This window comes from Pseudomonas sp. Root562, assembly GCF_001427125.1.
Taxonomy (GTDB): domain Bacteria; phylum Pseudomonadota; class Gammaproteobacteria; order Pseudomonadales; family Pseudomonadaceae; genus Aquipseudomonas.
In genome coordinates this window covers 370,108-395,391 of record NZ_LMGK01000025.1, presented here as the reverse complement: position 1 = coordinate 395,391, position 25,284 = coordinate 370,108, and the positions used below count along the sequence as shown (strand labels likewise).

Here is a 25,284-nt window from a genome sequence, read left to right as displayed (position 1 = left end):
GTCTCTTTGAAGCAGGAGAAGAGATGTAGCACCGTGAGAAAATCAGTTGCTGCCCTTCTTGAGTTGCCGTTGCCTCTGCAGCTCTCTCTTCAACCAGGTGCTGGCCGGTTCCACGACATCTGAACATCGCACCTCATAGGCGCGGCCACTCATACTGCTTTTAGTGGCAGCAAGCTCGATGAAGTCTTCTGCGCTGTGCACCTTGTTCTTGTCTTCGAGAAAATCCAGCTTCTTCTGCAGATGCGCCCGAGCCCGGGGACCTGGGTATTGGTTTCCGTTGCGCACAAACTGACACTCACTGTGCTCGACAAAATCCAGCAAGCCTTTTATCTCTTGAGTGACTTGAGGTGTGGGCAGAACTTGCCCTTCAGTGACGATGGCGAAAAGGCTGATACCCGCGGCCATTATCCATCGGCTGATCAACAGAGCCGTGCCCCTCATCCACATGTGCATGATCAATCCCGGTGCTGAAAGTCAGCTATAACATCTTCTCCAGCCCAATCGCGCTGCTCAGCCACGAATTGAAGCGTCGCCACCAACTCCCTGGCTCCGTGGTCAATGTATGCGGTTTGCCGTTGTCCTCGGTAACCCAGACCAACTGGTTCTTTTCCAGCAGGACATGATAGCTGAGGGGCGGTGACATACCTTCCAGGGCCAGTTCGCGCACCCGTCCGGCAAGTTGCGGATTATCCACCAACACCCCGACTTCGGTGTTCCACAGTATTGAGCGCGAGTCGAAATTGAACGAGCCGATGAACGCTTTCTGCTGGTCGAAAATCATCGCCTTGGTATGCAGGCTGGAGTCGGAACTATTGGAGGATCCGCTGTGGAACAGGCGCGGTCCGCTGTCGCTGTTGCCATTGTCGCCGGACTGGCGGCGCAATTCGAACAACTGCACACCATGCTTGAGCAAGGTTTTGCGATAAGGCGCGTAACCACCGTGTGCAGCGGGTACATCGGTGGCTTCCAGTGAGTTGGTCAGCAAGCTGATCGACACGCCGGCGTCGGCACGACTGGTCAAGTACACCACCCCGGGTTGGCCAGGCACCATGTAGGCTGAAACCATGATCAGTTCCTTGGTGACCCCGTTCAGCTCGGGTGCCAACTGAGTAGTCAAAAGCAAATACGGGGGTGGTTCGCCTTCCGACAAGACCTTACTCGGTGCATCCCACATCGCAATGTTCCAGGCCCAGATCAGTTCCCTGCGCCAGACATGCAGGCGAGGGTGGGTGGTGTAGCTCATCAATTGTTGGTAGAGCGCGTGATTCTGGATGCGCGTTTCCTCCAGGGATTCGTCCAGCCGGGTCCGCGTATTCTTAAGGTCCTTGGTTGTCGGCATGGTCCAGAGGAACTGCTCGATCGGCTTGCTCAGGGCACTGTTCCAGTACTGGTCAAAACTATGTCCCAGTTGTTCTGCAACCGGGCCGACACTGAGCATGTCGATGTCGGTGAAATTCTTGTTGGGTTCGGCATCGAAATACTCGTCCCCCAGGTTGCGCCCCCCGACGATGGCCACGCTGTTGTCCACCACCCACAATTTGTTGTGCATGCGCCGGTGTTGTTGCGACAGGTTGAACAGCCGGCCCATCGTTCGCGTCACAACGGTGCTGCGGCCCAGGTGCAGCGGATTGAATACCCGGATCTGAATCTTGGGGTGCGCAGCCAGCGACGCGATAATTCGGTCCAGGTCATCGCTGGTGGTGTCATCGAGCAGTATCCGCACGCGGACTCCGCGGTCGGCGGCGTCGAGCAGTTCGCTCACCAGTATCCGCGTGCTGATGCCGTCGTGAACGATGTAGTACTGCAAATCGAGGCTGCGTTGAGCGTTGCGAATCAGTTCGGCGCGGGCGCTGAACGCTTCAGCGCTATCGGATAGCAAGCGAAAGCCCGACTGGCCTTGATGCGGGGCTGCCTGGGCCTGGATAGACCGCCCGAATGGCGAGTCGCTTGCAGGCAAGGCTTGACTGGGTATGTGAGGGGCGTTGGGGGTCGTACAGCCACCAAACAGCAAGGTGAGCAACAGCAGAGCAAGCAGGGGCTGTTTGATTCCCACGGAGCGTACTCCGAGTAATGCGATCAGGGATGCCGGGTCCCGAAGAATGGTCGGTTGGTGCCACCAGCACTGCGGTGGTTTCGACCTTGCGGACTGTTTCTTCGATCTGCGGATTTGTTTTTGCAGAGTAGTTCATCCCGGTGGCAATTGCGGTGTTTGCATGACGCGCAAAAGAGGGTGTCGCCAGCAATCGACAAGAAAAAAATCAACTGCCAAAGCTTATGAAAATGACAGAGCGACGCATTTTCATGGCAGCGCAGACACAGGTGTCCAGCGCGCAGGTTTAGTCAGGGAGAGCTGGTGAACCGCGAGAGAATCAGGTGCTAACTAAATTGCGAGTTTCTGCGCAGCTGCGCCGGACTCACACCCAGGCGTTGCCTGAACAGGGTCGCCATGTGCGCCTGGGAGTTGAAACCGCAACGGTAGGCGATTTCCGTCAGCGTGGCGGTCGAGTCGCGCATCAGGGCGCGGGCTTTGGCGAGACGTCGGTCGATCAGGTAACTGTGCGGGCTCTTGCCGGTGGCACGTTTGAATGCCCGCATGAAGTAGCCTTCGGACAAGCCCAGCAATTGCGCCATTGCCTGAACTCCCAGCGGGCCATCGAGGCCAGCGTCAATGAACTCATCGAGCAAACGCAGGCGGTTGCCGGTTATCGCGTCAGCGCTCGGGGTTGCGCATTTGGTGTTAGCCGTCGTCCTTTGCGCCAAGGCGAGCGCCCAGGCCTCCCAGTCATCCTCCACGGATGCCCGCAACAAGGCGCTGCGCAGTCGCAGGGCGAGGTTCGTGGCTTGCGGGTCGATGCGGTTGTTGAAGGCACGGTCGCCCGCCAGCGCGATACCGTCAGTGCGCAGCACTCGCAGGTACTCGCCGCCCCTTGGGGATTCGGATAAAACGTCACACCCGGCAGGTACAAACGCCAGGCCGTTAGGCACGGCATTGAAGGGCAGTACCCGGTCGCTGCCGATTGCGTGCACGCCTCGCTGGCTGTCGTAGGCAAAGCCAATCGCCGATTGAGGCGCGACATAGCGGGTCGCGTAGGCGCAGCCGGGGAGCAATTCGATCAGCCACGGCCCGACTTCGACACGGCGGACCGGTTCAGGCGGTGGGGGTGACGGTTGGCGGTTTCGATGGCTCATGAAAACCATACTAATCAACCGCGGGTAGAAAAGGCAGGTCAGTTTTCTGAAAGCCGGTAGAGGGCGGCGTATCTACACTGGGCAAAACCTCAGGGGAGCAACTCATGCACAGACTGACTCGCGACGACATCGAACAAGCGGCCCAACGTGTTTATCAGGTCATGCCTGCCACTGCCCAATACCCTTGGCCCTTGCTGGCGCAACGGTTGGGTTGCACGGTGTGGGTCAAGCATGAAAACCACACGCCGACCGGTGCGTTCAAGGTGCGCGGTGGCATTACCTTCATGCATTGGCTTAAACGCGAGCATCCCGATGTGCAGGGCATCGTCAGCGCCACCCGAGGCAATCATGGACAAAGCCTGGCACTGGCGGCAGGTGCGGTGGGATTGCGCGCCTTGATCGTCGTGCCGCAAGGCAATTCACTGGAAAAGAACAACGCCATGCGCGGCTTCGGCGGCGAAGTGGTGGAGTATGGCCGCGATTTCGATGAAGCCCGTGAAGAGGCTGCACGCCTGGCGCAAGCCCAAGGCCTGTACCTGGTGCCGCCGTTCCATCCTGAGCTGGTCAAAGGCGTGGCCACCTATGCGCTGGAGCTGTTCAAGGCTGCGCCGGACCTGGATAGCGTCTACGTGCCGATCGGCTGTGGTTCGGGGATTTGCGCAGTGATCGCCGCCCGTGATGCGCTGGGTTTGAAGACTGAAGTGGTGGGCGTGGTGTCCAGCGAAGCTGCCGCCGCGAAGTTATCGTTCGACACGGGAGCAATATGCGAAACCGCCTCGGCCGATACCTTTGCCGACGGCCTGGCGGTGCGCAAACCCATTGCTGAAGCCTTTGCTGTTTACGCCCAAGGCGCGGCGCGGATCGTGTCGGTCAATGATCAGCAGATTGCCGAGGCCATGCGGGTGTATTACACCGACACCCACAACCTCGCCGAAGGGGCGGGCGCAGCGGCCCTGGCGGCGCTCATGCAGGAGCGTGAATCGATGCAGGGAAAACGGGTCGGCGTGATTCTGTCCGGCGCCAACGTCGACCAATCGGTGTTTGCGAACGTGATTGGGTAAAACAGTGCCTGGGCAAGTGTATCGCTGTGTATCCGCAGCCCTTGTTCGGAGACTGGCTTACAAATGCCCTGCAAGCCGATACATCCTGGATACACGGTTGCAGTCAAATAGCCCTGCCTTAGCGAGAAAGCAGATGCGCCTCGCACCACGGCTTATCGCCCTTAGTGGCAATGACCTTAGCGGCCTGGCCGCACACAGTATCCGGAGAATCACCATGTCCCGTATGTCGAACAAATCCCGTATTGGCCTGATCGCTGTTGCACTGGCCGGCAGCATGAATCTGGCATCGACCGCATTCGCTGCAGACGCTCTGCCTCAGGGGTATCAGCTGGCCTCGGCGGAAAAAACCAGTGAAGGCAAATGTGGTGAAGGCAAATGCGGTGCCGACGAAGCTGGCGCGAAAGTGACCAAGGCTGGCGAAGGCAAGTGTGGTGAAGGCAAATGCGGCGACGCCTCGTTCGCCCGTACCGACACCGATCACGATGGCCGCGTTTCGCTCAAGGAACTGCTGACCGTAGCCCCGCAAGGTGGTGAAGAATTCAAGGCGATGGACACCAACAACGACGGTTTCCTCTCCGAAGGCGAGGTCTACAAGTTCCGCACCAATCAATACACCTCCAACGGCAAGAAAGTACCGACCGAACTGTTCACCAAGATGAGCAAGGCCCAAGGCTGATCACTCGACACAGCTGTAAAAAAACCTCCCCGGGTTTGTGCCCGGGGAGGTTTTTTTATGCCTGGTGAAGTGCCAAGTCAGACGAACGCGCTTCGATAGGCAAACAGCCCGGGCAAGCCGCCAGTCATGACAAACAACAGGTTACTGCCCTGCGGGAATTCACCTCGGCGAATAGCGGCCAGCAGTCCGGCGAACGCCTTACCGCCGTAAACGGGATCGGTGAGCAAGCCTTCTTTGGACGCCAGCAGGCGCACAGCTTCAAGCATCGCTTCGGTGGGTGCGCCGTAGGCGTCGCCACGGTGGCTGCCGTCGACGTTGATGGCGCTTTCAACCAGCGCGGCGGCGGGATCGAGCAGGTGCAAGGTCTGCCGGGTTTTTTCAAGCGTCGTGGCCAGCGCTTGTTGTTCGTCTGCCAATACCGAGTAACCGGTAATCTGCGTTGCCGAGCGGGCGAGCGTCATGCCAGCCAGCAAGCCCGAGTGGGTTCCGGCACTGCCATTGGGCACGATGATCCGTTCGAACCGCAGGTCCAGTGCGTCAGCCTGATGCAGGATCTCGGCTGCGCATGCGGCGTAACCCAGGGCGCCCCGGGGACTGGACCCGCCCAATGGCATGACAAAGGGCTTTTTCCCCAATTCCCTGAGCTTTGTCACCAACTCGGCGGCGTAGGCATCCGCGGTCACGCCCCGCGCCAGTCGGTGCACGCTGGCGCCAAACAGATCGTCCAGCAGAACATTGCCGTTGTGGCAGAAATCGTTATCGGTGCGCACGGCTGACGGCGTCAGAATCAGTTCGCATGCCAGGCCATGGCGTGCGGCGACCGCGGCGGTCAGCCGCGCATGATTGGATTGAAAACCACCCCAGGTCACCAGCGTATCGGCGTTTTCGGCCAGGGCTTGCCCCAGTAGAAACTCCAGTTTGCGCAACTTGTTGCCGCCACCGCCGAGGCCGGTGAGGTCGTCGCGTTTGACGTAGACGTTGCACCCATTGAGTTCGGGCAACTGGCTCAGGCGGGTCAGTTTCTGGATCGGTGTCGGGCCTTCGAGCAAAGTCACCCGTGGGTAGGCAGCCAGCGCGGCATCAAGATGATTCAAGTCGTGGGGCATGGAGTTTCGCTCGTGGAGGGAAAGAACGCAGTGCATCGGCCACTGTAAAAAAGCCCGAGGGTGAAGATATAGGGTGGTTGCGGAATTACTGTTGATACACGGTGTAACTAACGGAGCGCGTGTCTGCCTTATCTTTAATAAAGATAACGGCTACCTGTTTAATTCGTTTATTGAGATATCTTGCGCGCGCGTACAGTCGGCCCAACTGAAGAAAGAGGGCCAGACGATGAACACTGTGAAGTCAATCACGACCGGTATCGCGTCACCACCCGCCAGCGTCTGGCGCGGAACGGTGGCCGGTTTTTCGGCCAGCCTCGTGGGGATCGGCCTGGCGCGATTTGCCTACACGCCGTTGCTGCCAGCGCTGGTCGGGGCGCATTGGTTCGACGCTTCCCGGGCGGCCTACCTGGGGGCGGCGAACCTTGCCGGCTACCTGGCGGGAGCGATTTTCGGCCGCTCACTGGCGGCGAAAACCTCAACCCGATTCACCCTGCGGGCGATGATGCTACTGGCAAGCATCGCGTTTTTTGCCTGCGCCTGGCCGGTGTCTTTCGCCTGGTTTTTTGCCTGGCGTTTTCTTTCGGGCGTTGCCGGCGGGGCCTTGATGGTCCTCGCCGCGCCAACGGTCCTGGCCCACGTTCCGCCATCCCGCCGAGGCCTGGCCGGTGGCCTGATCTTCATGGGCGTAGGCGTCGGAATCGCGGCTTCGGGGACGCTGGTGCCATTGTTGTTGCAGCAGGGTCTTGAACAGACCTGGCTCGGCCTCGGCCTGATCTCCCTGTTGCTGACAGTGCTGGCCTGGTGGGGATGGCCGACCGCGGATGCCCCGGTCAGCGGCACCTCACATCCGCGTCACTTTGCCGCTAACGGCACGCTCAAGGCGCTGTATGCCGAATACGCACTCAACGCTGCCGGTTGGGTGCCGCACATGATTTTCCTGGTGGATTTCGTCGCTCGCGGCCTGGGCCAGGGGCTGCAAACCGGTGCGCAATACTGGGTGCTGTTCGGCATCGGCGCGACTGTCGGGCCGTTGTTGGCCGGGCTGCTGGCGGATCGGGTCGGCTTCGGTCGCGCATTGCGAGTGTCGTTCATCATCGAGGCCGTTTGCGTCGCAGTCCCGGCTTTCGGGGTTGGCAGTGTCTGGCTGATGGCTTCCAGTGTCATCGTCGGCGCCTTTGTCACCGGAACCGTGCCGTTGGTACTGGGCCGCGTGCATGAAATTCTCGCCCATCATCCGGCTCGACAGACGTCAGCCTGGCAAACCGCCACGGTCGGATTTGCGCTGTTCCAGGCCGTCGCCGCTTATGGCCTGTCGTTCCTGTTTTCCTCCAGTGGCGGCAATTACAGTCTGCTGTTTCTCATCGGCACGTCGGCCATGTTGCTGGCCTTCGTGATCGATGTGCTGGCGGCTTTCCAGCGTCCGACAGCGGAGCCTCTGGTGAAATGAATTATGCCGAGCGCAATCGACTTTATTGGCGTCGCAATCTTGCCGTTTGTGTGTTCGGTTCGTTCACCACGCTGGTGAGCCTGAGCATGCTGTTGCCGTTCCTGCCGCTCTATGTGCAACAACTGGGCGTGACCAGCCAGGCCGATGTGGTGCAATGGTCCGCCGTGGCGTTCGGCGCAACGTTCTTTGGCACGGCGATTACCGCGCCGCTGTGGGGGCGGCTGGCCGATCGTTTCGGGCGCAAGCCAATGCTGGTGCGAGCGGCCATCGGCATGGCCATCGTTATGTCGCTGATCGGGCTGGCGCGGGACGTCACCGATCTGGTGGTACTGCGACTGGTCGCCGGGCTGATCGGCGGCTATGCGTCAGCCTCTATTGTCATGATCGGTTCCCAGGTGCCGAGGGAAAAGGCCGGTTGGGCCTTGGGCGTGCTGTCGACAGGGGCGTTGTCCGGTAATTTGATCGGGCCGCTGGTGGGCGGATTCCTGCCGCAATGGGTAGGCATTCGCGGCACGTTTTTCGTCGGTGGCGCGATGATTGCGCTGGCGGCGGTCACCACCATCGCGCTCATCCGCGAGGACTTCAATCGGGCTCGGGATGGTGCTCGACGAGTCGACAACAATCAGGCACCGGATGAACGTTCCCGATGGCCTGTCATCGGCGCACTGTTGCTGACCGCGATGATGGTGTTGCTGGCCAACATGTCGATCGAGCCGATCATCACCGTTTACATTGGTCACCTTGGCGTCGCCCTGGATGAGCAGGCGCGGATTGCTGGTGTGGTGATGGCCTGTTCGGCGCTGGGCAGTATCTTGACCGCCGCCAGGCTGGGGGCACTGGCCGACCGGGTCGGCAGCTGGAATGTGATCATTGGCTGCTTGCTGCTGACTGGCCTGCTGATGGTCCCTCAAGCGTACGTCACGCAATGGTGGCAACTGGCGGTGTTACGGGGGCTCATGGGCATGAGCATTGCCGGGCTGCTGCCGGCCATTGCCAAGCTGATCCGCCATTCGGTGGCGGAACACAACACCGGCAAAATTCTCGGGTACCTGCAATCGGCGCAGTTTTCCGGGCAGGTGATCGGGCCATTGATCGGTGGCCAGATCGGCGCGCATTTTGGCTTGCACCAGGTGTTTTTGCTGACCGCCGCGCTGCTGGTGTTGTGCGCCGCCGTCAACGGCTGGGTGAAAACCCGTTTGACTGCGATGCCCGGTTTTATAGCGCGGGAGTGACGCCCTCTACATGCACGCTTTGCAGAAAGGTCGCCAGCGCACTGGAAAAATAGCCGTCGATGCGCCGCACGAACACTGTCTCCACGTGAGCCAGTTCCGCGGGCAGTTCATGCACCGTCACCAACCCCGCGCGCGCCGCGTCGGCGATGACGCCTCTGGGCAAGAGCGTGATGCCGACGCCGGCGGAAACGCAGGCAATGATGGCTTCGATCGAGCCGAATTCCAGCGGCTCGGGCGCCAGCACGCCGAGCTGGGTCAGCAGCGTGTCCAGGCGTTGCCGATAGGAGCAGCCAAGGCGAAATACCACGGTCTTGAGGTTCTCGACCAAGGCGACATCGTCGATGCGCAGCATCGTTGGTGAAGTGATCAGCACCAGTTCTTCGCGAAAGGCGACTTCAGTGTGCAGTTCCGGGTGATTGACTGGCCCGACCACGAACGCCCCCTCCAGCTTACAGTCGAGGACGTCCTGGATCAGGCTGCACGTGGTGCCGGTGCGCACCACCGGGCGGACCTCGGGATAGGCCTTGGCGAACCGGGCGATCAGCTGTGGCAAACGCAGTGCGAGGGTGGTTTCCAGCGTGCCGATTTCCATCACGCCTTTGGGATGGCCGTCATCGCGGGCAGCGCTGGAGGCGTCGGTCAGCAATTTCGATAAGCGCGCGGCAAAAGGCAGGATGCGGCGGCCGGCGGGCGTCACCTGCACGCCTTTGGCGCTGCGCTGGAACAACGCAACCCCGAGCTCGTCTTCCAGCGAGCGAATCCTCGAAGAAACATTCGACTGCACGGTGTTCAGTTCGGAGGCGGCCTTGTTCATGCTGCCGTGGCGCGCCACCGCGTCCACCACCTTGAGATCCGCTACATCCATCGACATCACCTATCTCAAAAAGTAATAGCCATTGCTATGGCTAACGCTACAAGGAGATTAGAGACGAGGTCCATGGAAGACAAGTGAAACGACCCTTTAGATTCACCAAAAACGATCAACGGAATCATTAATGATCATTTTACATGATCACCTGCCAGGCATAGGTTGAAGGGGCACAGATACCGCAGCCAGTGGCGGATCGAGTCTGAATCTGAGGCTGTGGAACAACAATAACGCAACCACTGCTACACGGAGTCAACGTGAATCATGCAACCGAGTCAGCCAGAATTCGCAACCACCCCCGGTACAAGGATTTGGTCTCACGGCAGCGACGGTTCGTCACCTGCCTGACCGCCGCAACCCTTGTCCCGTACTTCACGTTCATCCTCGTCGCCGCTTTCGCACCCCAACTATTAGCGACGAAGGTTTCCGCCACCAGCATCATCAGCATCGGTTGGCCTTTGGGCGCGGTGTTCATCGTTGGGGCCTGGTTGTTTACCGGGCTCTATATTCATCGTGCCAACGGTGAATTCGATGACCTGACTGCAGAAATCCGCGCGGGGGCCATCGTATGAAACGCCTGCTTGTGAACCTCATCCTTCCGGTTCTGTTGTGCGTATTCGCCGCGCGCGCCATGGCCGGCGAAGTCATCCAGAACGTCGAAAAACAACCGATCAACATCACGGCGATCAGCATGTTCCTGGTCTTCGTCGTGACGACCCTGGGCATCACCTATTGGGCCGCGTCCAAGACCAAATCCATGGACGATTTCTACACCGCCGGCGGTGGTATCAGCGGTTTCCAGAATGGCCTGGCACTGGCCGGTGACTACATGTCGGCGGCGGCGTTGCTGGGGGTCACCAGCATGATCTTCTTCAACGGCTTCGACGGTGTGCTGTATTCGATCAGCTTCTTTGTCGCCTGGCCACTGTTGTTGTTTCTGTTCGCCGAGCGCATCCGCAATCTGGGGCGTATCACCATTTCCGACATCGCCTCGTTTCGTCTCGACCAAAACCGCATCCGCACTCTGACCGCTTTCGGCTCGCTGACGGTGGTGTGCTTTTATCTGGTGGTGCAGATGGTGGGGGCAGGGCAGCTGATTCAGCTGTTGTTCGGCCTGCCTTACAACTATGCAGTGATTGCCGTCGGCCTGTTGATGGCGGTGTATGTGACGTTTGGTGGCATGGTTGCGACGACCTGGGTGCAGATCATCAAGGCCGGGTTGTTGCTGGTAGGCGGCACGCTGTTGGCCTTTCTGGCGCTGAGCAAGTTCGGCTTTTCCTTCGATCTGCTGTTCGAAAAAGCCGTGGCCGCGCACCACGATGGCGAACGGATTCTGCTGCCGAGCAAACTGGTGGCCGATCCGCTGTCGTTGATTTCGCTGGCATTGGGATTGGTGTTCGGCACGGCCGGGCTGCCGCACATCCTCATGCGCTTCTTTACCGTGCCGGACGCCAAGCAGGCGCGCAAATCGGTGTTCGTCGCCACGGGGTTCATTGGCTTTTTCTACCTGATTGTCGCGGTGCTGGGGTTGGCTGCCATTGTCATCGTCGGACAGGATCCGGCCTTCTACGAAGGCGGCAATCTGGCGGGTAAATTGATCGGCGGCGGCAACATGCCGGTGATGCACCTGGCCAAAGCCGTGGGTGGCGATCTGTTGCTTGGCTTCATTTCCGCCGTGGCGTTCGCAACGATTCTGGCGGTGGTGTCCGGGCTGACCATGGCGGGCACATCGGCGATTTCCCATGACCTGTATGTGATGGTGGTCCGCAAGGGCAAAGCCGATGCCAGCGACGAGCGTCGCGTGTCGCGTATCGCTTCGGTGGGCATCGGTATCGTCGCGGTGGTGCTGGGGATTCTGTTCAAGGACCAGAACATCGCGTTCCTCGTGGCGCTGACGTTTGGCGTGGCCGCGTCGGTCAACTTCCCGATTCTGGTGCTCTCTATGTACTGGAAAGGACTGACTACCCGCGGTGCGCTGATCGGCGGGGTCGCTGGTTTGGTGAGCGCGGTCGGGCTGGTCGTGCTCTCGCCGGCGGTGTGGGTCAAGGTGCTGGGCAATGCCGAAGCGATCTTTCCCTACGACTACCCGGCGATCATCTCGATGAACGTGGCGTTCCTGTTCACCTGGCTGGGCTCCATTACCGACCGCAGTCACGGTGCAGTGCTTGAGCGCGAGCGTTTCGACGACCAGTTGATCCGTGCCCAGACCGGGCTCGGGGCCGCCCAGGCGGTCAATCACTGAGATCGTCGCGGCGACTTTTCCCTTCCTGATTTGCGACCTCTGCAAAAGGAGTCAGCCATGCAACTTAGAGACAATGGCTTGAGATTTTCACCCATCACCGTGGCCTTGCACTGGGTCGTGGCGTTTTCCCTGCTGGCGATCTTCGGCCTGCAACTGTTGATCAATATCGCCGCCAGCGAAGCCCTGCAACTGCAACTCGGCAGGCTGCAAAACCTGGTGGGCCTGGTGCTGTTCCTCGTCTCGATCTATCGATTCTGGGCGCGGATCACTTCGTACCATCCACTGCCGGTGGGCACACCGAATCCTATCGAAGTGATCATCAGTCGCTCGGTGGCGGTGTCGCTCGCCCTGGCGATGGTGCTGCTGCCGATTGCGGTCTGGGCGTCACGATGCGCAGCCGGTGAAGTGGTGGAATTGCCGGCTGGGTGGTGGATTCCGAGCATCCTGCCGGTCAATGAGTCACTCAAGCATGTGGTCGATGTGCTGTTCAATATCGGTGCCTCGGCGTTCCTCGCCGGGCTGGCGCTGCACATTTTCGGCGCGGTCAAAAATCACTTTCTCCTGAAGAACAACACGCTCAAGCGGATGCTGGGCAAACATGTGGAGCTGTGAGTCATGAACCAGGACAGACTTGATTTTGCCGGTAACGCCATTACCCGGCTCTGCGGCGTTCAGTACCCGATCTTCCTCGGCGGCATGGCGGCCATTTCCGGGCCGCAACTGGTAGCTGCCGTGGCCAATGCGGGAGGCATGGGGGTCCTTGGCGGCTTGCGTCTGCCGCCACTGACCTTGCGTCGCTGGATACAGGAAACCCGTGCCCTGACTGACCAACCTTTCGGCGTGAACCTGGTGCCGCAATTCGGTGGCCCGGATGTGTTCGAAGCGCAGTTCCAGGTGATCCTCCAGGAAAAGCCCAAACTGTTGTCGCTGTTTTATGCCGAGAAGTATGCCGCCGACATGATCCCCCGGGCCAAGGACGCCGGGCTGATCGTGATGGTGCAAGCGGGGTCGGTGGAACTGGCCAACATCGCCATTGCCCAGGGTGCGGACATCATCATCGCCCAGGGCAGTGAGAGTGGCGGGCATCTCAATCGCGGCACGATCGGCATCATGCCGTTGTTGACCTCGATCCTTGCGGTTTGCGAAGGCCGGCCGGTTCTGGCGGCGGGCGGCATCGCCCAGGGTGACGATGTCCGGGCGCTGATGTCGCTGGGTGCAAGCGGGGTGGTGGTGGGCACCGCGTTCATCGCCACCGATGAATCCAATGCCCATCCGCTGTACAAACAGAAAATCGTCGAGGCGACCACGGACGACACCGAGTACCGTACCGGTTACTCATTTGGCTGGACCTACGGCACACCCCATCGAGTGATTCCCAATCGGGATAAATGGAACCTGTTGCGTTTCATCGGCGGCGGCGCCCGGGCCATCGACAAGCCAAGGATGGCCGAGAAGCTTTCGCTGTATGCAGGGCAGGGCGTGGGCAAGATCCACAGCGTTGTGCCGGCGGCGGAGCGCGTGGCGGAGTTGGCACGGGGTTTGGAGCGGCTACCGGTCGCCGAGCTTGCCGTCACCGACCATGCCGCCACCGGGCGGTTCTTGCAGGAGCCGAGAAGGACACTCGGCTGGCAGTAGCAGATTCAACATCACCGCTGACTGACGCAAAGCCTTCGCGAGCAGGCTCGCTCCTACACTGGATTTTTGCCAGGCACAAAATTTGTGTGCAGCGCAGATCCCCTGTGGGAGCCAGCCTGCTGGCGATGACGATGGCAAATCCAACATCACCGTTGACTGACCCCGCGCTATCGCGAGCAGGCTCGCTCCTACAGGTTTTGATTCACGCCACCGCCGGCCGGGCGATCTGTTGTTGTGCCAAGCCGATGAAGGCACTCATCGCCGAGGTGATCATCGTGTCGTTACGGCGAATGAACACCGTGGAGACATTGGCGAATTCCGCTGGCAGTGTGTGGCAGCGGATCGCATGGCGCACGCTGCAATTTTCTGCGATGGACTTGGGCAACAGGGTTACGCCCATTCCCGCGGCGACGCACGACAGGATGCCGTCGAGCGTACCCAGTTCCATGATCTGGTTCGGCACCAGGCCGACCTGATAAAACCAGTTCTCCAGCGTCGAGCGATAGAAGCACCCGGTGCGAAACACCAGCACGGTTTGCTGAGGCATTTTTTCGATGAGGGCGGGCAGGGTTTCAAACTGATTGCTGCTGACCAGCACCAGTTCTTCGGTGAACACCTCTTCCTGGGCCAGCGCCGAATTCTGATGAAAGCCGCCGACAAACGCGCCATCGAGCCGATGCGCTTCGATCGCCTTGATCAACTCCACCGTGGTGCCCGTCAGCAGCGATAACTGCACGTCGGGAAACTGTTCGCGGTACTTGGTCAACACTTGCGGCAAGCGGATGGCCGCGGTGGTCTCCATCGAGCCCAACCGTAGCAAGCCTGTCGGGCTGCCGGTGTCCATCAATGCGCTGCGGCTTTCCTCGGTCAGTTGCAGAATGCGGCGGGCGTAACCCAGGAAAGTTTCGCCCGCCGAGGTCAGCACCACGCCGGACTTCTTGCGGATGAACAGCTCGCGATTGAGCTCTGCTTCCAGCTCTTTGACGCGCATGGTGACATTGGATTGCACCGTATTCACCTGCACAGCCGCGGCGGTGAAACTCCCCAGTTCAGCCACGGCGCAGAAAATCTTCAGTTGGCGCATTTCCATGATCGTTACCACCCATCATATAAAGTGATTGTGGACATATTTAATGATCACTTTACGAGCATTTCAGCGAATTAGTAAAGTGCTCGAAACGTTATGAAACGAGCGCAGTCCGCCGATGAAACTGACTTCAAACATTGAACATGTCTTCGCAGGAGGCTTGGCTGTCTTGCAGCCCGAAGGCCAGCAAACCGGCATCTACAAGCAACGCCGTGAAGGGCCAGTGCGTGTAGAGAGACAAGGGATTGTCGGCGATCAGCATGGTGACAGCCGCGTGCACGGCGGTCCGGAAAAAGCCGTTCATCAGTATGCGGCGCAACACTATGCGCGCTTGGCTGAAGCTTTCCCTGGCAGTGCCTCTGAGTTGAAGGCGGGCAGTCTCGGGGAAAACCTCTCTGCACTCGGGCTGTGTGAGGTCAGCGTGCACATCGGAGATGTGTTCCAGGTCGGCAGCGCGGTGTTGCAGGTGTCGCAACCGCGCAGCCCTTGTTGGAAGATCAATCACCGGTTTGATGCTGAGCACATGTCGATGTTTGTCGCCAGGGAGCGCATCACTGGGTGGTATTACCGGGTCATTCAGCCGGGTGGGTTTGAGGCGGGGGACCGGATCGAGTTGCTTGAGCGGCACTCGGCGCGGTTTTCCATTGATGAGTTCTGGCAGGTGCAGTTGTCGCATCGGCCGGTGATTGATGATTTGCTGGCGTTGGCGGCTGCGCCGGGGCTGGCTGAGGATTGGCAGCGGCGTTTGTCGGAGCGGGCGAAGTATTTGCACAAACGTGCGGGTTGATGATTGATCTGACCGTTGCGGGTGTCGTCGATCCCTGTGGGCGCTGGCTTGCCAGCGATGGCGGTCTATCTGCCGATGTGATTTTTGCGGGTGTGCGCGGTTTACTGTGGGAGCTAGCCTGCTGGCGATTGCTTTGTTTTGGGCGACGGGGATTTTTGATTGAGTACATATCCGTTGCTGCGGTAATGGCCATCTAGGATCTCCCGTGCGGGCACAGCCCCTGTGGGAGCTGGCTTGCCAGCGATGGCGGTCTGCCTGTCGATGTGATTTTGCGGGTGTGCGCGATTTACTGTGGGAGCTGGCCTGCTGGCGATTGCTTTATGGCAGGCGCTAGATGTCTTGCTGGTGTACTTATCCATTGCTGCGGTAACGGCCATCTAGGATCTCCCGTGTGAGCAAGTCCCCTGTGGGAGCTGGCTTGCCAGCGATGGCGGTCTGCCTGTCGATGTGATTTTGCGGGTGTGCGCGGTTTACTGTGGGAGCTAGCCTGCTGGCGATTGCTTTATGGCAGGCGCTAGATGTGTTGCTGGTGTACATATCCATTGCTGCGGTAACGGCTGCTTATGGTTCCGCTCTTACAGCGGGTCACTTTGAGGAGCGCAAAGTAACCAAACGCTCTTGCCCCTTTCGTTCGGTGCCTCGCTTAGGCTCGGCATGCCCTCGCTCCGGTCCTGCTCCGTGGGCCCGCCGCCATCGGCCATCCATGGCCGGGGGCGGCTAACCCGGCATCCTTGCCGGGTTGCCCACTGCGCAGAACCTGCACTCGGCCTCTCGATGGGGCAAGAAAAGCCAAAGCCAAAGCCAAAGCCAAAGCCAAAGCCAAAGCGAGGCGGCCTGACAGCCGACCTGATTGGCAGTTGAGCTTTGTTTTTCTGCATCTCCCGTGCGGGCACGGCCCCTGTGGGAGCTGGCTTGCCAGCGATGGTGGTCCGCCTGTCAATGTGATTTCGCGGGTGTGCGCGGTTGACTGTAGGAGCTGGCTTGCCAGCGATGGCGGTCGGCCTGTCGATGTGATTTTGCGGGTGTGCGAGGTTTACTGTAGGAGCCAGCCTGCTGGCGATTGTTTGTTTTGGGCGACGGGGATTTTTGATTGAGTGCATATCCGTTGCTGCGGTAATGACCATACAGGATCTCCCGTGCGGGCACGTCCCCTGTGGGAGCTGGCTTGCCAGCGATGGCGCCCTTCTGTCGCCGTGATTTTGCGGATGTACGCGATTCACTGTGGGAGCCAGCCTGCTGGCGATTGCTTTATGGCGGGCGCTAGATGTGTTGCTGGTGTACATATCCATTGCTGCGGTAACGGCTGCTTAGGGTTCCGCTCTTACAGCGGGTCACTTTGAGGAGCGGAACGTCGCCCGGCGCAAAGTAACCAAACGCTCYTCCGGTCCTGCTCCGTGGGCCCGCCGCCATCGGCCATCCATGGCCGGGGGCGGCTAACCCGGCATCCTTGCCGGGTTGCCCACTGCGCAGAACCTGCGCTCGGCCTCTCGATGGGGCAAGAAAAGCCAAAGCCAAAGCCAAAGCGAGGCGGCCTGACAGCCGACCTGGTTGTCAGTTGGGCTTGTGTTATTCCGGTGGGTCGATTTGGTCCAGCACTCGGTTCGCGGTGATCTCTGCCAGCATCACGCTGTTGGAAATGCCCAGCAGGGCATTGCGATCTCCGCCCTCCAGATGATCGACTAATTGGTGGACCATGACATCGACCGAGGCCAGTGTTTCCACCAGGTACACCATCAGGGTTTCGGTGGTGACTTCGGGGTCGACGGTGAACAATGTGCTGACGGTGCGAGGTGTGGCTTTGATGTCGGCGGTCGAGGGGAAGTGGAAGTCGAGGGCGCGTTCGGCGGCTTCGTTGAGTTTTGTTGAGTCGGGTTCGTACGGGGAGGTTGGATCGGTGTCTGGCGGGTTCGGCGTAGGTTTGATCATTTCGGACTCCAGAATTATGGAGCCGTCACCGACTTGCGACTAAACAAGGGTGGCAGCTGTACGCAGGTTAGTCGACCGGGGAGTCACGAATCCGGCGCGCCCGAAGGCGCCCTGCGCACAGCTACCATGAAGTGCAGGCATGAAATGACCTGACTATCTGGAAGCAGATGCGCCTCGTGAAACCATCGAGCGACTAAACCCGATCACTGATGAGCAGTGACGCGAATCAAGTTACCGAGCGGACCCAGGGCGCACAAGCCGGCGGATTCTGGCGTACCCGTAGGCAATGACGCAAGGTTTTGTAGCTCTCATCCAGTAACTGCCTACGGCTTTAAACACGCGTGTTCAGCGAATGTTTAATGCACAGAGGCAAGCGCTCATCCCCCGCAAACGCTGCGAATCTACGTTCACCATTTCTGATCCACAAGATCATTAATCATCATTTTACATGATCCAGCGGCTGGCCTACTTTGGCTCTACCAGCCGCACACACGCTGCGCCTGGCACTTTGCAGAACAACAAAAAGAGATGGCTCTTATCCACCAGCAGGGGACACCCGCCATGAACAACCAGCCAGTAGACATCGCACATTACATTCACGGCCGCGCAGTGCCGGGTACTTCCGGGCGCGCGCAGAACGTCACCAATCCGGCCACCGGTGCGGTGGTCGGCCATGTGGCCCTGGCCAATGTTTCTGAAGTCGACGCAGCGGTTCAGTCAGCCGCGGCGGCGTTTCCCGCCTGGTCGGCGACGCCGCCGCTGCGTCGTGCGCGCATCATGTTCAAGTTTCTGGCGCTGCTCAACGAGCACCGTGACACCCTGGCGCGGATGATTACCGCGGAGCACGGCAAGGTGTTCACCGATGCCCAAGGCGAAGTCACGCGCGGTATCGAAGTGGTTGAGTTCGCCTGCGGCATTCCGCAACTGCTCAAGGGCGACTATACCGAGCAAGTCTCCACCAACATCGACAACTGGACCGTGCGCCAGGCCCTGGGCGTGGTGGCCGGTGTCACGCCGTTCAATTTCCCGGTGATGGTGCCGATGTGGATGTTCCCGGTGGCCATCGCTTGCGGCAACACCTTCGTGCTCAAGCCGAGCCCGATCGACCCTTCGCCCTCGCTGCTGATTGCTGAACTGTTCAAGGAAGCCGGGTTGCCCGACGGCGTGTTCAACGTGGTGCAAGGCGATAAAGAAGCCGTGGATGCGCTGCTTGATCACCCGCAAGTCCAAGCCGTGAGCTTCGTCGGCTCCACGCCGATTGCCAACTACATCTACGAAACCGGCGCCCGTCATGGCAAGCGTGTGCAGGCTTTGGGCGGGGCGAAGAACCACATGGTGGTGATGCCCGACGCCGATATCGATCAGGTGGTCGATGCGCTGATTGGCGCAGCCTTCGGTTCGGCCGGCGAGCGCTGCATGGCGATTTCGGTAGCGGTGTTTGTCGGCGATGTGGCCGACAAGGTCATGCCGAAACTGGTGGAACGCACCCGCAACTTGAAGATTCTGGAAGGCATGAACCTGGCGGCTGAAATGGGGCCGATCGTGTCGGCTGCCGCCTTGCAGCGCATCACCGGTTACATCGAACAGGGCATTGCCGAAGGCGCCGAAATGCTGGTCGACGGCCGTGGCTTCGATGGCTCGCAGGCCGGTGCCGATTGTGCCGAAGGCTTCTGGCTGGGCGGCACGATTTTCGACCATGTCACCCCCGAAATGAAAATCTATAAAGAGGAAATCTTCGGCCCGGTGCTGGCGTGCATGCGCGTCAAGGACTTTGCCGAGGCGGTGGACCTGGTCAATGCCCATGAATTCGGCAACGGCACCGCTTGCTATACCCGTGACGGCCACATCGCCCGTGAGTTCGCCACCCGCATTCAGGTGGGCATGGTCGGCATCAACGTACCGATTCCGGTGCCGATGGCCTGGCACGGTTTCGGTGGCTGGAAGCGTTCGCTGTTCGGTGACATGCACGCGTATGGCGAAGAAGGCGTGCGGTTTTACACCAAGCAGAAATCGGTGATGCAGCGCTGGCCGAACAGCATTGCCAAGGGCGCCGAGTTTGCCATGCCCACCTCCAAATAGACTTTGACGCTTTCGGGTTTGGAAGGCGTGCTGGCGCGGGCTTGTACGCCATTCTTTTGTCCCGGGGGGCGAGCTCTTCGCTCCCATTTTTTTACCAGGGTGAATCGAAATGCCAATGCTCAAGTTCGACATTATCCGCGGGCGCAACGATCAACAGTTGCGCACGTTGCTGGATGCGGCACACCAGGCCATGGTCGAGGCGTTCGATGTGCCGTTCAGTGATCGCTACCAAAGCGTCACGCAACACAGTGCGCAAGAACTGATCCTGCATGACACCGGATTGGGGTACCCGCGCTCGGCCAACGTGGTGTTGTTGACGGTGATTTCACGGCCGCGCACGCAGGCGCAGAAAGTCACGTTTTACCGCTTGCTGGCCGAACGACTGCAAGTCGATTGCGACCTTTCTCCGGACGATCTGATCGTCTCGCTGGTGGAAAACAGCGATGCGGATTGGTCGTTCGGAGGGGGGCGCGCGCAGTTTTTGACCGGCGAGCTCTAGGGTTCGCGTTCACTCATCACATTCAGGTGCCGCCATGTCCAATCCTCTGTTGTCACTGTTGAACATTGAATTGCCGATCATTCAGTCGCCGATGGTCGGCGTCTCCACGCCCAAACTCGCCGCGGCGGTGTCGAATGCCGGTGGGCTCGGCTCTATCGGCATCGGGGCAAGCAATGTCGAACAGGCCCGGGCCATGTTGCGTGAGACGGCTGCACTGACCGACAAACCCTTTAACGTGAATCTGTTCTGTCACGCACCGGCCATTCATGACGCTGCGCGTGAAGCGCAGTGGCTGAAGTTTCTCGCACCGTTCTTCGCTGAGTTCGATGTCGCTGCGCCAACGGCACTGCGCGAGATCTACACCTCGTTCGTCGAAGACCCTGGCATGCTGAACATGCTCCTGGAAGAAAAACCGGCGGTGGTCAGTTTCCATTTCGGCTTGCCGGCGCAACCGGCCATCGATGCGCTCAAGGACGCCGGCATCGTGCTCTTGTGTTCTGTGACCAGTCTGGCCGAAGCGCAAGTCGCGGAGCGCGCCGGGGTGCACGCGCTGGTGGCTCAAGGTTATGAAGCCGGCGGGCATCGAGGGGTGTTCGATCCGCAACTGGACAGCGAGATGGGCACATTCGCCTTGGTACGCGTGCTGACCGAGGCCTGCCGGCTACCAGTGATCGCTGCGGGCGGGATTATGGACGGCGCGGGGATCACCGCGGTCATGCAACTGGGCGCCGGTGCCGCGCAATTGGGTACGGCGTTCATCCTGTGTCCCGAATCCTCGGCCAACGTTGCCTATCGCGAAGCCCTCAAAAGCCCTCGCGCCCATTTGACTCGAGTCACCAGCGTCATCTCCGGCCGACCTGCCCGGGGCATGGTCAATCGCAATTTCACCAGCCTCGAGGCCAATGCCCCGGCCTTGCCCGATTATCCGATTGCCTACGACGCCAACAAGGCGCTCAACGCGGCGGCAGCCGCCAAGGCCAATAGCGAATTCGCCGTGCAATGGGCCGGGCAGGGCGCGCCGTTGGCGCGGGAAATGCCGGCGGCGGCCTTGGTCAAGTTGCTGGCGGCAGAGATGTAGCGCAGCCCGGAGCAGGCCGCTCGTCCACTCGATCGCACGTCGTTCCCTTTGCCGATCTCACAAGAGTACGGCCCGGAAAGTCCGGACCTCTGTTGTGAGGTGGGTTATGACCAGCGATTCGAGTTTCCAGGAAAACATGCAAGACCCGAACAAGCCGCAAGGCTCTGTTCCTTCCAAACCTGAGCCTGGCAGCGACGATTCGCTGCCCAATCCAAACGACCCGGGCAAGTACGATCCGCTGACACAGCCTGACCGCGAAGAGGACCAGCGGCCGGAGGATTGGAACGAGCCGCCCAGGGACGTTCCCGAAGCGGATGAGCAATCCCCGCTGTCGGACGACAGGCGCTGACGACAGGAGCCCGGTCTATGAACCTGATGCTGTTCACATGAGGACGAACACCCGTGACGAGGGAGCTTGTCGGATCGCCGAACCGTCCCGCTGCGCAGCAGTCCCTTTTAGGGCCGCTTCGCGCCCCAGCGGGAGCAAGCTCCCTCGCCACGTGTGATCGTCCTCAAGTGAACAGCGCAGGTTTGTGAACCGGGCTTTTTGTGCGGCACATGCCACCGGTCCCGCTCTCCTGCAAGCCGATTGAATTTTCCGTTCAGGGCTAAATCTTCTATTCAACGAGCGAGCGTTTCGTGTTGTCGGCACCTGATGTCAGGGGCACAGCCAAATGCACTGCCCAGGAGAGAAATGCCCATGACTTTGTTCGAACCCTTGTCCAGCTCACCTTCAGCGCTTTCAGGCCCCGTCGCCGCCGGGCGCTATCGAGCGTTGTACGAACTGCTCTACACCAATGCGCCTGATGCCAGGCAGCAGGCAGAGATTTTCCTGCGCCAGCAACTGGCCCGCGCCGCCGAATTGCCTTGTGACCTGCCCGAAACGACGGAGCAGTTGCCATCGTGGGCACAAGAGCGGTGCTCGGCAGTGGCGCGGGACTATGCCGCTTACCTCGAAGAGCGCAAGCAGGGTGGGGCGCGCCGATATTTTTCAAACAAGGCTCATGCCTTGTATTTCCTGCAATGCGTAGCACCGACCAAAGAGGTCGACGGCGCTTGGCTGGCCGGTGTGCTGGATCATTGGCAAGACGTGCGTTACGACGGATTGCTGAACACGTATCTGGAAGAACTTGGCAGGGGGGATCCTCGGCAAAATCATGTAGTGATCTACCGCAATCTGCTGGCCGCCCACGACTGCGGCGATAAACAGGGGCTGTCGGATGAGTGTTTCCTGCAAGGCACGATTCAATTGGCACTGGGACAATGCAGCACGGCGTTCATGCCGGAAGTCATCGGCTACAACCTCGGCTATGAGCAATTGCCGTTGCACCTGCTGATCAGCGCTTATGAATTGCGCGAGTTGGGCATCGATCCGTATTACTTCACGTTGCATGTGACCATCGACAATTCCAGCAGCGGCCATGGCCACAAGGCTGTGCAGTCATTGCTGGAATTGTTGCCCATGGACGAGGGCCGCGACGAGTTCTTCCGGCGTGTCGCCGTGGGCTATCGCTTGAATGATTTGGGCATTGGCTCGACGTCGGTGATTGCCGGGTTCGATTTGCAACAGGAAGTGGTTGCCATGCTCGAGCGTAAACGCTGTTTTGGCCAGCATATGCACTCCGACTTTTGTCAGATTGAAGGCAAGACCGTCAATCAGTGGCTGGCGACGCCGGGCCAGATCGGCGAGTTTCTCGATGCCTTGCAGCGCAAGGGCTGGATCAAGCGCAACCAGTCGCCGCAAGACAGCCGGTTCTGGCGCCTGATCGAAGGCAACACGGCCGCCATGTTCGGGGTGTTCAGTGGTTATGAAAAACAATTGCTGCGCGACTGGATTGCCGGCAACTGGCAGGACGCGCAGCGGCCCAGGCCGATACCCCGGGACCAAGCCAACGGTGACGCCTGCGAGGCAAGCGAAGCGCACGACCCGGAACTCGTCGCGTTGCGCAGTGCCCTGAGTGATAAGTCGCCGCAGCAACAGCTTCAAACCCTGATCCCTTGGCTCTCGGCCCAGCGGCATTTTCGTCCGGCGGGGCTCTACGCTACCCGGCGTTTTATCGATTCGGTAGCCCGCTTGCGCTGAGCCTAGGAGAGACCTGCATGTCGAAACAACAAATTGCCGATCGAGCCCTGCTTGAGCTGGGCAGACATTTGCTCAGTGAAGACTATCGCTTCATCACCCCAACGCCGTTGACCCATGAGCGCGTATATCAACGCTTTTCTCCGCCGCTGGCGAAAAACCTGCGGGATGTCTTCGGCTGGTCGATGCCGTTTGATCACACCCTGTTTCCACGAGACGTCCTGGCAGGGCTGGAGCAAGCGGAGATCGTTGAGCGGGAAGGCCCGCTGTGGCGCAGCACTGTGCGTTGGTCCAGCCTCGAGGGTGGGTTGTATGCCCATTCGGCTTACCCGACCACGCAAGCCGACGCGGTATTTTTCGGCCCGGACAGCTACCGTTTTGCGCAATTGATCGACGCGCATTTGCAGCAGCGTTTCGAGCCTGTGCGCCGGGCCGTGGACATTGGTTGCGGGGCCGGGGTCGGCGCGTTGGTGATTGCTCGCGCTCATCCGCAGGCCGAGGTGTTGGCGGTGGACATCAACCCGCGAGCGCTGCGCTTGTCGGCCGTCAATGCCGAGCTGGCCGGGGTCGACAATGTCAGCGTGTACCAGAGCGATATCCTCGGCAGCGTTGAAGGTGAGTTCGACTTGATCATTGCCAATCCGCCTTACATGAACGACAGCCAGCAACGCGCCTATCGCCATGGCGGCGGCGCCCTGGGCGAAGCCTTGTCGCTGCGCATTGTTCGTGAATCGTTGCCGCGACTGCACAAGGGCGGCAGTTTGTTGCTGTACACCGGTGTGGCGATGGTTGACGGGCAAGATCCGTTTCTCGAAGCCATCCAGTCGTTGCTGACCGATCATGCCGTCGGCTGGACCTATCGAGAACTGGACCCGGACGTGTTTGGCGAGGAGCTGCTCAAACCCGGTTATGAACGCGTGGAGCGCATCGCCGTCGTGGCATTGACCGTGACCCGTCGGCACTGAGCGGAACTGTCGACATGAAGCGCGGGCCACGTTTCGGCATTGAAGAAGAATACTTCCTCACTGACCTGACCACCCGGCAGATGCTTGCCGAGCCCGCTCACCCGCTGCTGGTCGAATGCCGGGAAGCCGTCGGCAAAGGGTTTGCCTATGAAATGTTCCAGGGCCAAATTGAAGTGGCGTCGCCGATCTTCACCTCGACCGCCGAGGCGGCTGACTATCTCCACGGTGTTCGCACGCGCCTGAACCGGGCACTGAGCGGCCACGGATTGGGGTTGCTCTGCGCAGGCTCTCATCCCTTGGCGTTTTGGCGCGATCAGCGCGCCACCCCGTTGCCGCACTTCGCTCAGCTGTTTGCCGAATATCAAACGGTGGCGCAACGCAGCGTCCTGTGTGGCTTGCACGTGCATGTTGAAATCCCCGAAGGCATCGACCGGATTGCCGTGATGAACGAAGTGAGCCCGTGGTTGCCGCTGTTGCTCATGCTCAGTTGTTCTTCACCGTTTTGGCAGGGGGCTGCCAGCGGTTTCATGAGTTATCGGCAGGTGGTCTGCGACGGCTGGCCACGCATGGGCATCCCGGAGCACTTCGAGAACGAGCGTGAATATCAGCGTTATTTGGCACTAATGCAGCGCATTGGCGCGATTGAACAGGGTGGCAATGGTTGGTGGGGGTTGCGCCCGGCGAGCCGCTACCCGACGCTGGAGTTGCGCATGACCGATGCTTGCTCGCGTCTCGATGATGCGTTGCTGTTGGCGAATCTGTTCCGGGTGATGGTGGCGTTCGCCATTACCTGCGCCAACCCCGGCGCCTGCCATGATGCAATATCTCGTTGGCTGCTTGAGGAGAACCGCTGGCAGGCCAAACGACACGGATCGCAGGGGCGCTTTGTTGTCGATGCCGAAGGCACAGCGCTGAGTGCCGGCCAGTGGTTGCAACGGGCACAAATGCTGTTTGCCGAAACGGCCGAGCAGATCGGCGAGCCGCAGATATTCGAGCAGGCCAAAGCACTGTTGCTCTATGGCAACAGCGCCACGCGTCAGCTGGCTTGCCACGCCAAGGCCAGCGCCCAGGAGCCTGACTCACAGCGCAGCCTGCAAGCGGTGGTTGACCATCTACTCGAGGAAACGGCGGGCTGATCGATCAGTTGCCGTCCGCCACTTTGCGTTCAATCTCATCAATTTTTCGACGCAACGCCTCGTCTTCCTGTTCCGCCGTCTCGGGTGCCGCGGGGGGTGTCGATTCATCCTCGTGGTCTGCGGTGTCTCGGTCTTCATCGTTCATGGCGCACGCCTCCAGTGATATACCCATTGGAAGCGGCGCATGTGCG

At 60.0% G+C, this 25,284-nt stretch carries 25 protein-coding genes; 17 read left to right on the top strand and 8 right to left on the bottom strand.

What is annotated here, in order from left to right:
* Positions 1 to 42 precede the first annotated feature (42 nt).
* The 3 genes from ASD60_RS25415 to ASD60_RS25405 all read right to left on the bottom strand — a co-directional run bounded on the left by ASD60_RS25415 (position 43) and on the right by ASD60_RS25405 (position 3,198).
* Positions 43 to 453, bottom strand: coding sequence for a DUF5329 domain-containing protein (locus ASD60_RS25415; protein WP_156386297.1), 411 nt, complete (start codon positions 451 to 453; stop codon positions 43 to 45).
* Positions 454 to 478: 25 nt separating this feature from the next.
* Positions 479 to 2,053, bottom strand: coding sequence for a phospholipase D family protein (locus ASD60_RS25410; RefSeq protein WP_056856625.1), 1,575 nt, complete (start codon positions 2,051 to 2,053; stop codon positions 479 to 481).
* Positions 2,054 to 2,376: 323 nt separating this feature from the next.
* Positions 2,377 to 3,198 carry a helix-turn-helix transcriptional regulator gene (locus tag ASD60_RS25405; protein ID WP_056856624.1) on the bottom strand — a complete coding sequence of 274 codons (822 nt, stop codon included), beginning with the start codon at positions 3,196 to 3,198 and terminating at the stop codon, positions 2,377 to 2,379.
* A gap of 95 nt (positions 3,199 to 3,293) precedes the next feature.
* On the opposite strand from ASD60_RS25405, the gene ASD60_RS25400 reads away from it, so the two are divergent.
* Both ASD60_RS25400 and ASD60_RS25395 read left to right on the top strand, forming a co-directional pair.
* Complete coding sequence (locus ASD60_RS25400) at positions 3,294 to 4,250, top strand: threonine dehydratase (protein ID WP_056856623.1); 957 nt, start codon at positions 3,294 to 3,296, stop codon at positions 4,248 to 4,250.
* 214 nt (positions 4,251 to 4,464) lie between these two features.
* A complete protein-coding gene (locus ASD60_RS25395) occupies positions 4,465 to 4,926 on the top strand; it encodes an HvfA family oxazolone/thioamide-modified RiPP metallophore (protein ID WP_056856622.1) in 462 nt (153 codons plus the stop codon).
* A 77-nt stretch (positions 4,927 to 5,003) separates the two neighbouring features.
* Here ASD60_RS25395 and ASD60_RS25390 read toward each other — a convergent pair whose 3' ends face one another.
* Entirely contained in the window at positions 5,004 to 6,032 is a 1,029-nt protein-coding gene (locus ASD60_RS25390; protein WP_056856621.1) for a D-cysteine desulfhydrase family protein, read from the bottom strand.
* Positions 6,033 to 6,258: 226 nt separating this feature from the next.
* Between ASD60_RS25390 and ASD60_RS25385 the strand changes: the two genes are divergently transcribed.
* Both ASD60_RS25385 and ASD60_RS25380 read left to right on the top strand, forming a co-directional pair.
* Positions 6,259 to 7,479, top strand: coding sequence for a YbfB/YjiJ family MFS transporter (locus ASD60_RS25385; protein ID WP_056856620.1), 1,221 nt, complete (start codon positions 6,259 to 6,261; stop codon positions 7,477 to 7,479).
* Positions 7,476 to 8,711 carry an MFS transporter gene (locus ASD60_RS25380; RefSeq protein WP_056856619.1) on the top strand — a complete coding sequence of 412 codons (1,236 nt, stop codon included), beginning with the start codon at positions 7,476 to 7,478 and terminating at the stop codon, positions 8,709 to 8,711. Before ASD60_RS25385 ends, ASD60_RS25380 begins: the two co-directional genes overlap by 4 nt.
* On the opposite strand, the gene ASD60_RS25375 is transcribed toward ASD60_RS25380, so the two are convergent.
* Positions 8,695 to 9,576 (bottom strand): LysR family transcriptional regulator, encoded by an 882-nt coding sequence (locus ASD60_RS25375; protein ID WP_056856905.1) that lies wholly within the window; start codon positions 9,574 to 9,576, stop codon positions 8,695 to 8,697. The genes ASD60_RS25380 and ASD60_RS25375 overlap by 17 nt on opposite strands.
* Positions 9,577 to 9,836: 260 nt before the next feature.
* Here ASD60_RS25375 and ASD60_RS25370 point away from each other — a divergent pair, with 260 nt between their 5' ends.
* From ASD60_RS25370 to ASD60_RS25355, 4 genes are read left to right on the top strand one after another with little or no spacing between them, the layout of a single operon-like run.
* The gene (locus tag ASD60_RS25370) at positions 9,837 to 10,151 is read left to right on the top strand and encodes a DUF485 domain-containing protein (RefSeq protein WP_056856618.1); all 315 of its coding nucleotides are present in this window, start codon (positions 9,837 to 9,839) and stop codon (positions 10,149 to 10,151) included.
* A complete protein-coding gene (locus ASD60_RS25365) occupies positions 10,148 to 11,821 on the top strand; it encodes a cation acetate symporter (RefSeq protein ID WP_056856617.1) in 1,674 nt (557 codons plus the stop codon). The genes ASD60_RS25370 and ASD60_RS25365 overlap by 4 nt, the downstream gene beginning before the upstream one ends.
* A 57-nt stretch (positions 11,822 to 11,878) precedes the next feature.
* A complete protein-coding gene (locus tag ASD60_RS25360; protein WP_056856616.1) occupies positions 11,879 to 12,433 on the top strand; it encodes a cytochrome b in 555 nt (184 codons plus the stop codon).
* A gap of 3 nt (positions 12,434 to 12,436) precedes the next feature.
* Positions 12,437 to 13,456 (top strand): NAD(P)H-dependent flavin oxidoreductase, encoded by a 1,020-nt coding sequence (locus ASD60_RS25355; RefSeq protein WP_056856615.1) that lies wholly within the window; start codon positions 12,437 to 12,439, stop codon positions 13,454 to 13,456.
* Positions 13,457 to 13,658: 202 nt separating this feature from the next.
* Here the strand turns inward: ASD60_RS25355 and ASD60_RS25350 are convergent, their stop codons facing one another.
* A complete protein-coding gene (locus ASD60_RS25350) occupies positions 13,659 to 14,546 on the bottom strand; it encodes a LysR family transcriptional regulator (RefSeq protein WP_056856614.1) in 888 nt (295 codons plus the stop codon).
* Between the two features lie 115 nt (positions 14,547 to 14,661).
* On the opposite strand from ASD60_RS25350, the gene ASD60_RS25345 reads away from it, so the two are divergent.
* Positions 14,662 to 15,330, top strand: coding sequence for an MOSC domain-containing protein (locus tag ASD60_RS25345; protein WP_056856613.1), 669 nt, complete (start codon positions 14,662 to 14,664; stop codon positions 15,328 to 15,330).
* Positions 15,330 to 15,527 carry a hypothetical protein gene (locus ASD60_RS28990; RefSeq protein WP_156386296.1) on the top strand — a complete coding sequence of 66 codons (198 nt, stop codon included), beginning with the start codon at positions 15,330 to 15,332 and terminating at the stop codon, positions 15,525 to 15,527. The genes ASD60_RS25345 and ASD60_RS28990 overlap by 1 nt, the downstream gene beginning before the upstream one ends.
* A 1,369-nt stretch (positions 15,528 to 16,896) precedes the next feature.
* On the opposite strand, the gene ASD60_RS25340 is transcribed toward ASD60_RS28990, so the two are convergent.
* Complete coding sequence (locus tag ASD60_RS25340) at positions 16,897 to 17,256, bottom strand: DUF6124 family protein (RefSeq protein ID WP_056856612.1); 360 nt, start codon at positions 17,254 to 17,256, stop codon at positions 16,897 to 16,899.
* 561 nt (positions 17,257 to 17,817) lie between these two features.
* Here ASD60_RS25340 and ASD60_RS25335 point away from each other — a divergent pair.
* From ASD60_RS25335 to ASD60_RS25305, 7 genes are all read left to right on the top strand, one after another.
* Positions 17,818 to 19,335, top strand: coding sequence for a CoA-acylating methylmalonate-semialdehyde dehydrogenase (locus ASD60_RS25335; protein ID WP_056856611.1), 1,518 nt, complete (start codon positions 17,818 to 17,820; stop codon positions 19,333 to 19,335).
* Between the two features lie 109 nt (positions 19,336 to 19,444).
* The gene (locus ASD60_RS25330; RefSeq protein ID WP_056856610.1) at positions 19,445 to 19,834 is read left to right on the top strand and encodes a tautomerase family protein; all 390 of its coding nucleotides are present in this window, start codon (positions 19,445 to 19,447) and stop codon (positions 19,832 to 19,834) included.
* 34 nt (positions 19,835 to 19,868) lie between these two features.
* Complete coding sequence (locus ASD60_RS25325) at positions 19,869 to 20,912, top strand: NAD(P)H-dependent flavin oxidoreductase (RefSeq protein ID WP_056856609.1); 1,044 nt, start codon at positions 19,869 to 19,871, stop codon at positions 20,910 to 20,912.
* Between the two features lie 106 nt (positions 20,913 to 21,018).
* Entirely contained in the window at positions 21,019 to 21,261 is a 243-nt protein-coding gene (locus ASD60_RS25320; protein WP_056856608.1) for a hypothetical protein, read from the top strand.
* A 351-nt stretch (positions 21,262 to 21,612) separates the two neighbouring features.
* Positions 21,613 to 22,995, top strand: coding sequence for an iron-containing redox enzyme family protein (locus tag ASD60_RS25315; protein WP_056856607.1), 1,383 nt, complete (start codon positions 21,613 to 21,615; stop codon positions 22,993 to 22,995).
* A gap of 17 nt (positions 22,996 to 23,012) precedes the next feature.
* Positions 23,013 to 23,957: a class I SAM-dependent methyltransferase gene (locus ASD60_RS25310; RefSeq protein WP_056856606.1), complete on the top strand. Its 945-nt coding sequence runs from the start codon at positions 23,013 to 23,015 to the stop codon at positions 23,955 to 23,957.
* A 14-nt stretch (positions 23,958 to 23,971) separates the two neighbouring features.
* Positions 23,972 to 25,093, top strand: coding sequence for a carboxylate-amine ligase (locus tag ASD60_RS25305; RefSeq protein ID WP_056856605.1), 1,122 nt, complete (start codon positions 23,972 to 23,974; stop codon positions 25,091 to 25,093).
* Positions 25,094 to 25,097: 4 nt separating this feature from the next.
* Here the strand turns inward: ASD60_RS25305 and ASD60_RS29215 are convergent, their stop codons facing one another.
* Positions 25,098 to 25,238 (bottom strand): hypothetical protein, encoded by a 141-nt coding sequence (locus tag ASD60_RS29215; protein WP_177336606.1) that lies wholly within the window; start codon positions 25,236 to 25,238, stop codon positions 25,098 to 25,100.
* Positions 25,239 to 25,284: the final 46 nt, after the last annotated feature.